This window comes from Streptomyces sp. NPDC059785 (assembly GCF_042732375.1).
In the GTDB taxonomy this organism is placed as follows: domain Bacteria; phylum Actinomycetota; class Actinomycetes; order Streptomycetales; family Streptomycetaceae; genus Streptomyces.
Window position 1 is genome coordinate 105,999 of sequence record NZ_JBHWHV010000023.1, and the last position, 11,709, is coordinate 117,707.

An 11,709-nucleotide genomic window follows, 5' to 3' on the forward strand; every position below is an offset into this window, starting at 1 on the left:
CCCTTCGTGCCGCTCAGCTCTGCTCGGCCCACCACTCCTTGAGTGCCGTCACGGCCGCGTCGTGCTCCATGGGCCCGTTCTCCAGACGCAGCTCGAGCAGATACTTGTACGCCTGGCCGATCGCCGGCCCCGGACCGACGCCCAGGATCTCCATGATCTGGTTGCCGTCGAGGTCCGGGCGGATGGCGTCCAGCTCCTCCTGCTCCTTGAGCTGGTCGATGCGCTCTTCGAGCCCGTCATAGGCCCGGGAGAGCGACGTCGCCTTGCGCTTGTTGCGGGTGGTGCAGTCGGAGCGGGTCAGCTTGTGCAGCCGGTCGAGCAGCGGGCCGGCGTCCCGTACGTAGCGGCGGACCGCGGAGTCCGTCCACTCTCCGGCGCCGTACCCGTGGAAGCGCAGGTGCAGCTCGACCAGGCGCGAGACGTCCTTCACAAGGTCGTTGGAGTACTTGAGCGCCGTCATCCGCTTCTTGGTCATCTTGGCGCCCACCACCTCGTGGTGGTGGAAGGAGACCCGGCCGTCCTTCTCGAAGCGACGGGTGCGCGGCTTGCCGATGTCGTGCAGGAGCGCGGCGAGCCGCAGCGTGAGATCGGGCCCGTCCTGCTCCAGCTCCATCGCCTGCTCCAGGACGATCAGCGTGTGGTCATAGACGTCCTTGTGCCGGTGGTGCTCGTCGCGCTCCAGCCGCAGGGCGGGCAGCTCCGGCAGGACGCGTTCGGCCAGCCCCGTCTCGACGAGCAGCGTCAGGCCGTTCCTCGGGTGGGCGGCCAGGACGAGCTTGTTCAGCTCGTCCCGTACCCGCTCGGCCGACACGATCTCGATGCGCCCGGCCATGTCCGTCATCGCGGCGACGACCTCGGGGGCGACCTCGAAGTCGAGCTGCGCGGCGAAGCGGGCGGCGCGCATCATCCGGAGCGGGTCGTCGGAGAAGGATTCCTCCGGCGTACCGGGCGTGCGCAGCGTCCGCGCGGACAGGTCCGCCAGACCGCCGTACGGGTCGACGAACTCCTTCTCGGGGAGCGCCACGGCCATCGCGTTCACCGTGAAGTCGCGGCGGACGAGATCCTCGTCGATGGAGTTCCCGTACGACACCTCCGGCTTGCGCGAGGTCCGGTCGTACGCCTCGGAGCGGTAGGTGGTCACCTCGATCTGGTAGCCGTCCTTCTGCGCGCCGACCGTGCCGAACGCGATGCCGACCTCCCACACGGCCTCCGCCCAGGGCCGCACGATCTTCAGTACGTCCTCGGGGCGGGCGTCCGTCGTGAAGTCCAGGTCGTTACCGAGCCGGCCGAGGAGCGCGTCCCGGACCGAGCCTCCGACCAGGGCGAGCGAGAACCCTGCGTCCTGGAAACGGCGGGCGAGGTCGTCGGCGACAGGGGACACCCGCAGCAGTTCACTCACCGCGCGGCGCTGCACCTGACTCAGGGCACTGGGGTTGTCTTCGTTGGCGTTCGGCACAACAGAAAAGGGTACGTGGCCCGCACGGCCCGGGGCGCCTCCATAAAACGTGCACACGCCCCTCCACCGGTGCGCGCGGGGACAGTGTCCGGGATAGACGTACATAGTGGACAGTGGCCCGTGTCCTGCGGATCTTGTGGAGCAGACCGCGGCACTTACCCTCGGCGCACATCGTTACCATGCGTGGACGCACAATCCGACGACCACTGAACGACGACGAGGGACGGGCGAGCGCGTGGCCGAGGCGGCAGACTTCCAGGGGATGAGTGCCTCACCTGCCCGCCGGTGGCTGCGGCGCACCGGTGCGCTGCTCGCCGGTGCGCCCCTGCTGGCCGGGCTGGCGCAACTGCCTGCCATGCCGGCGGCCGAGGCGGCCCCGCAGACCTCTCCGGCCGCCGCCGCGAGCTCGGGCCCGGTCGATGTCGCCCTCGACACGGTGAGCCCCACTGTCCCCACCGACGGCGACACCGTCACCATCTCCGGCACGGTCACCAACACGCGCAAGCAGGCGGTCACGGACGCCCGGGTGGATCTGCGGGTGGGCTCCTTCCTGAACAGCCGCACGGCGCTCGACGACGTCACCAAGCGCACCACCTACCAGCAGGGCGTCGACGGGACGCGGGTCGGCGGCAAGTACGTCCAGGAGTTCTCCAAGCTCACCACCGGCGTCTCGCAGCACTTCAGCATCTCGGTGCCGGTCAAGAAGCTGAACCTCGGCTCCGACGGCGTCTACCAGCTTGGCGTCTCCGTGTCCGGCCAGACGGCCGCCCAGCCGTACGAGCAGGTGCTCGGGATCCAGCGCACCTTCCTGCCCTGGCAGTCCGACGAGGCCGACACCAGGACGAAGACCACGTATCTCTGGCCGCTGATCTCGACCGTCCACCTCACGGCCGAGACCGGCTCGAACGAACAGCAGACGCCCGTCTTCGAGAACGACGACCTCGCCAAGGAGCTCTCCCCCGGCGGCCGGCTGGACCAGATGCTGTCGCTGGGCAGGGATCTCGACGTCACCTGGGTCGTCGACCCGGATCTGCTGGCGTCGGTCGACGCGATGCGCGACAGCTACGAGATCAAGGGCGCCAACGGCACCAACACGGTCGGGAAGAACCAGGCGGTGGCGAAGGCCTGGCTCGACAAGCTGGAGAAGACGGTCCAGGACAAGGAAGTCGTCTCCCTCCCCTTCGCCGACCCCGATCTGGCGTCGCTGGCTCACAACGGCAAGACCGTCACCGGCTCCCTGAGCCACCTCAAGGACGCCACCGAAGTCGCCGCCGACACCGTGAAGACCATCCTGCACGTGACGCCGAGCACCGACTTCGCCTGGCCGGCGGACGGGGCGATCGACCCCTCGATCGTCAAGGTGGCCACCTCCGCGGGCGCGGACAAGGTGATCGCCCGCAGCGACAGCCTCAAGGAGACCGGGGGGCTGCCGTACACGCCCAGCGCGGCGCGGCCCATCGGCGGCGGCACCACCGCGGTGGTCGCGGACGCCCGCCTCTCGACCGCCTTCGAGGGCGACATGACCAAGGCGGACGACTCGGTGCTGGCCGTGCAGGGGTTCCTCGCCCAGAGCCTGCTGATCAACCTCCAGGACCCGGGCAACCAGCGCAACATCGTGGTCGCCCCGCAGCGCATGCCGTCGGCGAGCCAGGCCCAGACGATGGCCCAGGCTCTGAAGGACCTCCAGAACAGCACCTGGTCCGACTCGCAGGAGCTGTCCGTCGCGGCGAAGGCCAAGCCGGACCCCGACGCCACGACCCGGGTGCCGTCCGCCTCCGCCTACCCCTCCGCGCTGAGGGAACAGCAGCTCCCGCAGGCGGCCTTCGAGCGGACCGAGGAGATCCAGGACAAGCTCGACAGCTTCCAGGTGATCCTCAGCGATTCCTCCCGCGTCGTGACGCCCTTCGGGCTGGCCATAAACCGCGGCATGTCCACCTCCTGGCGCGGCCGTGCCGAAGAGGGCCAGGCCTTCCGCGAGGGCGTGCAGTCCTATCTCCAGGTGCTCACCGGCCAGGTCCGGCTGATCGAGAAGTCGGAGACCAAGCTCTCCGGGCGCAGCGCCACGATCCCGGTCACGGTGCAGAACAACCTGGTGCAGGGCGCCGACCACCTGCTGCTGCGCCTCACCTCGAAGCAGCCGAACCGGCTGAAGATCGGTGACGGTCCCTACTACGAGCAGCAGATCAAGGTCTCGGGCGGGCACAGCCAGTCGGTGAAGTTCACCACCAACGCCAACGCCAACGGCCCGGTCACGGTGGTGGCGCAGCTGTACACGGAGGACAACCGGCCCTACGGCCCCGCGGTCACCTTCGACGTGGACGTCAACGAAGTCACGCCCACGGTGATGCTGGTCATCGCCGGCGGTGTCCTGCTCCTCGTGCTCGCCGGCTTCCGGATGTACACGCAGCGCAAGCGCGCGGCGGCCCGGAAGGCCGAGGAGGACCGTGAACTCGACGAGGACGACGAGAACGCCGAGGACCTGAACAAGGCCGCCGACGGAACCGTAGACACTGAGAACACCGTCACCACGGACTCACACGACGGATCCACGGGGGACTCCGCCTCCGGAGCCGGGACGGACGCCCCGGAGCAGCCGAGTGACCCGACAGCGGACACCGCACCGGAAAGCACCGACCCGTCCGGCGCGGGTGAGAGAGTGGACCGTTGAGCGATGTCGTGGCCGGTGGGCCCGGGGACGATGAGGTGGGGTAACCATGAACGCGCCGTACGACGGTGACCGCGGTCAGGGCGCGGGCGACTCGGGATACCCCGAGGGCCCTCCGCCCCAGCCCGGCCAGACGCCGGGGCCCCCCGCGGACATGTACTTCCAGGACGCCTACGACCAGGACCCGTACCGGGGGCACGACCTGTCCGCGCAGGACCCGGTGACCGAGGCGCTCTACGACCGCGCCGCGCACCCCCCGCCGCACCCGGGCACGTACCAGGCACCCCCACCGCTCTACGCCCAGCCGCCCGCTTCCCCGTACGCCCCCGACCCGCGTGTCTGGGCGCAGACGCCACCGCCGGAGCCCGCGGGCCCGACGCGGCACCTGCCGTACGGCGAGGACCCCCGGACGACCCAGTTCGTCGGTGTGGACGACCTGGTCTCGCAGGCCGGCGAGCAGCGCCACGAACCCGATGCCTTCGCCCACCTCTTCCGGGACCAGCAGCAGGACGGTGTGCGTCCTGCCATGGAGGCGCCCGCCATGCCGGGTACGCCGCCCCCTCCCGCTCCGCGTCAGGGTCCTGAAGTGCCCGCCCAGGTGCCCGCGCCCGCCGCTGCCGCACCGAAGAAGGGCGGCCGGGCAGGCGGCCTGCTGAAGTCGAGCGCCCTGATGGCGGCGGGCACGATGGTGTCCCGGCTCACCGGTTTCGTCCGCTCCGCGCTGATCGTCTCGGCCCTCGGTCTCGGCCTGCTCGGTGACTCCTTCCAGGTCGCCTACCAGCTGCCGACGATGATCTACATCCTCACCGTCGGCGGTGGCCTCAACTCCGTCTTCGTGCCGCAGCTCGTGCGCGCCATGAAGGACGACGACGACGGCGGTGAGGCGTACGCCAACCGTCTGCTCACCCTGGTCATGGTGGCGCTCGGCGTGCTCACCGGCCTCGCGATGTTCGCCGCGCCCCTGCTGGTCCGGCTGCTGTCCGACCCGATCGCCAGCGACCCCGCGGCCAACGAGGTCGCCGTCACCTTCACCCGGTACTTCCTGCCCTCGATCTTCTTCATGGGCATCCACGTGGTGATGGGCCAGGTCCTCAACGCCCGCGGCCGGTTCGGCGCGATGATGTGGACCCCGGTCCTGAACAACATCGTCATCATCGTGACCCTGGGCGCTTTCATCTGGGTGTACGGCAGCGCCGCCAACTCGCACATGGAAGTCTCGAACATCCCGCTGGAGGGCCAGCGGCTCCTCGGCATCGGTGTGCTGCTCGGCCTCGTCGTCCAGGCGCTCGCCATGATCCCGTACCTGCGGGAGACCGGCTTCCGCATGCGGCTGCGCTTCGACTGGAAGGGCCACGGCCTGGGCAAGGCCGTGATGCTCGCCAAGTGGACGGTCCTCTTCGTCCTCGCCAACCAGGCGGGCGCGATGGTCGTCACCCAGCTCTCCACCGCGGCGACCAAGGACTCCCCCGTCAAGGGCACCGGCTTCGCGGCCTACGCCAACGCACAGCTCATCTGGGGCCTGCCGCAGGCGATCATCACGGTCTCCCTGATGGCCGCCCTGCTGCCGCGGATCTCCCGCTCGGCCCATGAGGGCGACAGCGGCGCCGTTCGTGACGACATCTCCCAGGGGCTGCGCACCACGGCCGTCGCGATCGTCCCGGTCGCCTTCGGGTTCGTCGCGCTCGGCATCCCGATGTGCACGCTGATCTTCGGCTCCTCCGGCACCGGCCCGGCGACGAACATGGGCTACATGCTGATGGCCTTCGGCCTCGGCCTGATTCCGTACTCCGTCCAGTACGTCGTCCTGCGCGCCTTCTACGCCTACGAAGACACCCGGACGCCGTTCTACAACACGGTGATCGTGGCCGTCGTCAACGCGGGCGCCTCCGCCGTGTGCTACTTCGTGCTCCCGGCCCGCTGGGCCGTGGTCGGCATGGCGGCCTCCTACGGTCTCGCGTACGCGATCGGTGTCGGCGTCGCCTGGAACCGGCTGCGCAAGCGGCTGGGCGGCGATCTGGACGGCTCCCGTGTCCTGCGGACGTACGCGCGGCTCGGTATCGCCTCGGTGCCGGCGGCCCTGGTCGGCGGCGCGGCCTGCTACGGCATCAGCAAGTCCCTGGGCCAGGGGGTCGGTGGCTCGATGCTCGCCCTCGCGGGCGGCGGTTTCCTCCTCTTCGGTGTCTTCTTCGTGGCCGCGCGGAAGATGCGCATCGAGGAGCTCAACTCAATGGTCGGCATGGTCCGCGGGCGCCTGGGGCGCTGAGGCGGGGGTAAGCGCACAACCATCGTCCGCCACCGCGTGTCGTGCATAGCGGCGGACTGTGGGCACAATTGGTTTCGGCGTCGGACAGCGCGCAACGGATGGGGAGGCAGGAACGACGGTGGCAGAACGGAGCACGGCTGCCGTCGACGTGGCAGACAACAGCGGTGATGAGCCGCTGACCGCGCAGGCGGACCAGTCCACGGCCGACGGGGTGGCCCAGAACCGGGAGCGGGACACGGAGAGCGACGAGGCACAGGGGAGCGGCGGGACGGAGGATCCCGGAAAAGTCTCACCGCCTGAACTGCACAGCGGTCACAAGCTCGCCAGACGCTACCGCCTTGAAGAATGCGTCACCCGTCTGGACGGATTCAGCAGTTGGCGCGCGGTGGACGAGAAGCTGCGCCGTGCCGTCGGCGTGCACCTGCTGCCCGCCGACCATGCCCGGGCCCGCTCGGTGCTGGCCGCGGCCCGCTCCTCCGCCCTGCTGGGTGATCCCCGCTTCGTCCAGGTCCTGGACGCGGTCGAGGAGAACGACCTCGTCTACGTGGTCCACGAGTGGCTCCCCGACGCCACGGAGCTGACCACGCTCCTGGCCTCCGGCCCGCTGGAGGTGCACGACGCCTACCAGATGGTCACCCAGGTCTCCCAGGCCATGGCCGCCGCACACCGCGAGGGCCTGGCCCATCTGCGGCTCACTCCGGGCTGCGTGCTCCGCTCGTCGTCCGGCCAGTGGCGCATCCGCGGACTCGCGGTCAACGCCGCGCTGCGCGGGATCAGCTCCGACACCCCGCAGCGCACCGACACGGAGGCCATCGGCGCGCTCCTGTACGCCGCGCTCACCCAGCGCTGGCCGTACGAGGACGACGCCTACGGTCTCTCCGGGCTGCCCAAGGGCATCGGTCTGATCGCACCCGACCAGGTCCGGGCCGGCGTCCACCGCGGTCTCTCGGAGCTCGCCATGCGCGCGCTCGCCAACGACGGGGCGACCGCCTCGCGCCAGGATCCCCCGTGCACCACTCCGGAGGAACTGGTCAAGGCGATCAGCGAGATGCCGCGCATCCGCCCGCCGGAGCCCGCCTTCACCGCACCGCCGGAGTACCAGCGCACGACGTACCAGCAGGGCACGTACGGGCGTCAGCCACCGCATCCTGGTGTCACCCAGCCCGTGGCCGCCCCGCCGCCTCCGCTGCAGAGCCGCACCGGCAAGGCACTGAAGTGGGCCGTCTCCGCGCTGCTCATCGCCGCCCTCGGACTGGGCAGCTGGCAGCTGGCGGACGCGCTGATGGACCACGGCAAGTCGGAGGAGACCGACAAGACGCAGACCACGGACGGCAACGACAAGAGCGGCGACGAGACGAAGCCGGTCAAGCCGATCACGATCCAGGGGGCCCAGGAGTACTACCCGGACGGGAAGCCCCAGCACGCCGGCGACGTCGGTCTGACCTACGACGGTGACAGCTCGACGTACTGGCGCACCTATTCGTACACCGGGGGTCCGGTCCTCGCACCCTTCAAGGAGGGCGTGGGCATCGTCTACGACCTGGGCTCGTCGCAGGATCTTTCGGCGGCGTCGATAGGGCTCAACTACAGCGGCGACCACACCACGGCCTCCCTGTACGCGGCCGACTCGCTGTCGTCCTCGGCCCCGCTCAGCTCCATGAAGAAGATCGCGACGGCCACGACGTCCGGTCAGCAGCTCAAGATCTCCGCCGACAAGGCGGTGAAGACGCGGTACGTACTGGTGTGGATCACCGCGGCGCCGTACGCCGGCAAGGACGACTTCAGCGGGGCCGGCTACAAGCAGGCCATAACGGATGTGAAGTTCACCGGCTGACAGGCGTCGACCGAGGGGAGGGGGTCCGATGGCCGATGCGGGCGCTCACGGCGAAGCAAGCGACCAGGACCTCCTGACCCGTCATGTCGAAGGGGACCCCGACGCCTTCGGGGAGCTGGTCCGGCGCCATCGCGACCGGCTCTGGGCGGTGGCGCTGCGGACCCTGGGGGACCGTGAGGAGGCCGCCGACGCCGTCCAGGACGCCCTGGTGTCCGCCTACCGGGCCGCCCACACCTTCCGTGGCCAGTCGGCGGTCACCACGTGGCTGCACCGCATCACGGTGAACGCCTGCCTGGACCGTGCCCGCAAGGCGGCCTCCCGGAAGACCTCCCCAGTCGACGACACCGAGCGTCTCGAGCAGCTCCTCGAACCGCACGAATCGGCGTCGGCTCCCGCCGAGCGCAACGACCTCCACCGAGAACTCCTGGAGGCGCTGGGTACTCTGCCGCCCGACCAGCGGGCCGCCCTGGTCCTGGTCGACATGCAGGGGTACCCGGTGGCGGAGGCCGCCCGTGTGCTCGATGTGCCCACCGGGACGGTCAAGAGCCGCTGTGCCCGGGGCAGAGCAAGACTGCTGCCGCTGCTCGCCCACCTCCGCACGGAGGACGACGGCCGGGAAAGGCCGGGGAAACGACCACCGGGCGACGAGTCGTCCGGTGAAAGGAACCGGACGCGGGGCGCGTCCGTCCCACCGGAAGCGGGACCGGACGACACAGGACCGGGCGACGCAGGACCAAGCGATTCAGCTGCTGTGAAGGGCGGAGGTGGGCGAGCGTGACATCCACGACCGATGCGGCCGGGCACCCGGACGTCACGGAACTCTCCGACCTCACGGAGGGACTTCTCTCCTCCTCGCGCACCACGGACGTACGACGGCATCTGGACGACTGCCCGGTCTGCGCGGACGTCTACGCGTCCCTGGAGGAGATCCAGGGGCTTCTCGGCACGCTTCCAGGACCGTCCACCATGCCCGCCGATGTCGCGGGACGGATCGATGCCGCGCTCGCCGCGGAGGCTCTGCTGAGCGCCACGGCGCCCGGCCTCGATGCCGCCGAGGCCGAGACGTCGGTCAGCACCTCCCGTCCGCCGGTCGACGACGACTGCGACGGCGACGGCGCGCATGTTTCACGTGAAACATTGCGTGCGGGCGCCGGCGCCCGGCCCGAGGGCCGGGCTCGTGCGGCAACCGGTCCGGGGCGCACAGCACGCTCCCGTCGCGGTCGACGCGGCATCGTGGCGCTCAGCGCGGTCTGCGCAGCCGCCGCTCTGGGACTGGGGGTCTTCCTCAGTCAGTCCCTGAGCGACGGCGAGCCCGGCGGCTCGCCCGCGACGGCGGCGCAGAAGCACACCGACGCCGCCCACACCTTCACCGAAGGCCGGCTGGAGAACCAGGTGGCGGATCTCCTCTCGACGAGCAAGGGCTCAGGGACTCAGAAGCCCTGGGGAATCGAGTCGGGCACCACCGGGTCGAAGAGCGACGAGCCGCAGACCTTGCAGGAGACGGCCGTCCAGGTGCCCGCGTGCATCGAGCAGGGCATCGACCGCGACGATCCCGCACTGGCCGTCTCCCAGGGCGTGTACCAGGGGATGAGCGCCTACCTCGTCGTCCTGCCCCACGCCTCGGACACGACGCGGGTCACCGCGTACGTCGTGGATGCCACGTGCGTGAGCCAGGACTCGGCGGCTCCGGGCAAGGTGCTTCTGACGCACTCGTACACGCGCTGAGCGGTACCGACGTCTTGGGTGTCGGCGGCGAAAGCACGTGTCGTACAGCGCTGTCCGAAGGCTGACGGACGCGCCTGCATCAACTGTCGTATCCCCGTACGCTGTGCGTCGCCGTGTGCCCGGACACAACGGGAATGCGGGGCCCTTAGGATCCGTTGGGTGGGGTGAGAGTTCTGAGAGAGGCTCCCACCGGCAGTAGAAGCAGTCTCCAGAGACGAGGAATCAAGCCGTGAGCGACGTCCGTAACGTGATCATCATCGGCTCCGGGCCCGCCGGCTACACGGCGGCGCTCTACACCGCGCGCGCGTCGCTGAAGCCGCTGGTGTTCGAGGGCGCCGTCACCGCGGGTGGCGCACTGATGAACACCACCGAGGTGGAGAACTTCCCCGGCTTCCGCGACGGCATCATGGGTCCCGAGCTCATGGACAACATGCGCGCGCAGGCCGAGCGCTTCGGCGCCGAGCTGATTCCGGACGACATCGTCTCCGTCGACCTGACGGGCGAGATCAAGACCGTCACGGACACGGCGGGCACCGTGCACCGCGCCAAGGCCGTCATCGTGACGACGGGCTCGCAGCACCGCAAGCTCGGTCTGCCCAACGAGGACGCCCTGTCCGGACGCGGCGTCTCCTGGTGCGCCACGTGTGACGGCTTCTTCTTCCGGGAGCAGGACATCGCCGTGATCGGTGGCGGCGACACCGCCATGGAGGAGGCGACCTTCCTTTCGCGCTTCGCCAAGTCGGTGACGATCGTCCACCGCCGGGACACCCTGCGCGCCTCCAAGGCGATGCAGGAGCGCGCCTTCGCCGACCCGAAGATCAAGTTCGTCTGGGACAGCGAAGTCGCCGAGATCGAGGGCGACCCGAAGCTGTCCGGCCTGAAGCTGCGGAACCTGAAGACGGGCGAGATCTCCGACCTGCCGGTGACCGGCCTGTTCATCGCGATCGGCCACGACCCGCGCACCGAACTCTTCAAGGGTCAGCTCGACCTGGACGACGAGGGCTACCTGAAGGTCGCCGCTCCGTCGACCCGGACGAACCTGACCGGTGTCTTCGGCGCCGGAGACGTCGTCGACCACACCTACCGCCAGGCGATCACCGCGGCCGGTACCGGCTGCTCCGCCGCCCTCGACGCCGAGCGTTTCCTCGCCGCCCTCACGGACGGCGAGGAGACTCCCGAGCCCGAGAAGACCGCTGTCTGACCCCCCCCTTCCCGCCCCACCGCACCACCGAGTTAAGGAGCCCGTCGTGGCCGGCACCCTGAAGAACGTGACCGACGATTCCTTCGAGCAGGACGTCCTCAAGAGCGACAAGCCCGTCCTGGTGGACTTCTGGGCCGCCTGGTGCGGTCCCTGCCGCCAGATCGCTCCGTCCCTCGAGGCGATCGCCGCCGAGCACGGCGACAAGATCGAGGTCGTCAAGCTCAACATCGACGAGAACCCGGGCACGGCCGCGAAGTACGGCGTCATGTCCATCCCGACCCTGAACGTCTACCAGGGTGGCGAGGTCGCCAAGACCATCGTCGGTGCGAAGCCGAAGGCCGCCATCGAGCGTGACCTCGAGGACTTCATCGCCGAGTAATCGGTGCAGCCGTCATCCCGGCGGCGATGTTTCACGTGAAACACGAATGGGCCAACCCTCTCGGAGGGTTGGCCCATTCGCTTTGGAGGCGTGTCCGCAGGGGCGTGTCCGCAGGGGCGTGTCCGCAGGGGCGTGTCCGCAGGGGCGTGTCCGCAGGGGCGTGTCCGCAGGGGCGTGTCCGCTACG

8 protein-coding genes are annotated in these 11,709 nt (G+C 69.8%); 7 read left to right on the forward strand and 1 reads right to left on the reverse strand.

The window, feature by feature from the left end:
* Window positions 1-13 precede the first annotated feature (13 nt).
* Window positions 14-1,456 carry a CCA tRNA nucleotidyltransferase gene (locus ACFV6E_RS19300; protein ID WP_385462971.1) on the reverse strand — a complete coding sequence of 481 codons (1,443 nt, stop codon included), beginning with the start codon at window positions 1,454-1,456 and terminating at the stop codon, window positions 14-16.
* Window positions 1,457-1,691: 235 nt separating this feature from the next.
* On the opposite strand from ACFV6E_RS19300, the gene ACFV6E_RS19305 reads away from it, so the two are divergent.
* From ACFV6E_RS19305 to trxA, 7 genes are all read left to right on the forward strand, one after another.
* A complete protein-coding gene (locus ACFV6E_RS19305) occupies window positions 1,692-4,124 on the forward strand; it encodes a DUF6049 family protein (RefSeq protein ID WP_385462974.1) in 2,433 nt (810 codons plus the stop codon).
* Between the two features lie 46 nt (window positions 4,125-4,170).
* Window positions 4,171-6,384, forward strand: a complete 2,214-nt coding sequence (gene murJ, locus ACFV6E_RS19310) for a murein biosynthesis integral membrane protein MurJ (protein ID WP_385462977.1) — start codon at window positions 4,171-4,173, stop codon at window positions 6,382-6,384.
* A 118-nt stretch (window positions 6,385-6,502) separates the two neighbouring features.
* On the forward strand, window positions 6,503-8,218 hold the full coding sequence (locus ACFV6E_RS19315; RefSeq protein WP_385176147.1) for a serine/threonine protein kinase: 1,716 nt from the start codon (window positions 6,503-6,505) through the stop codon (window positions 8,216-8,218).
* Window positions 8,219-8,246: 28 nt separating this feature from the next.
* On the forward strand, window positions 8,247-8,996 hold the full coding sequence (sigM, locus tag ACFV6E_RS19320) for an RNA polymerase sigma factor SigM (RefSeq protein WP_385176145.1): 750 nt from the start codon (window positions 8,247-8,249) through the stop codon (window positions 8,994-8,996).
* Window positions 8,993-9,943, forward strand: a complete 951-nt coding sequence (locus tag ACFV6E_RS19325; RefSeq protein WP_385462980.1) for an anti-sigma factor family protein — start codon at window positions 8,993-8,995, stop codon at window positions 9,941-9,943. The genes sigM and ACFV6E_RS19325 overlap by 4 nt, the downstream gene beginning before the upstream one ends.
* Window positions 9,944-10,172: 229 nt before the next feature.
* Window positions 10,173-11,144, forward strand: a complete 972-nt coding sequence (trxB, locus tag ACFV6E_RS19330; protein WP_385176139.1) for a thioredoxin-disulfide reductase — start codon at window positions 10,173-10,175, stop codon at window positions 11,142-11,144.
* Window positions 11,145-11,190: 46 nt separating this feature from the next.
* Complete coding sequence (gene trxA, locus ACFV6E_RS19335) at window positions 11,191-11,523, forward strand: thioredoxin (protein ID WP_385176136.1); 333 nt, start codon at window positions 11,191-11,193, stop codon at window positions 11,521-11,523.
* Window positions 11,524-11,709: the final 186 nt, after the last annotated feature.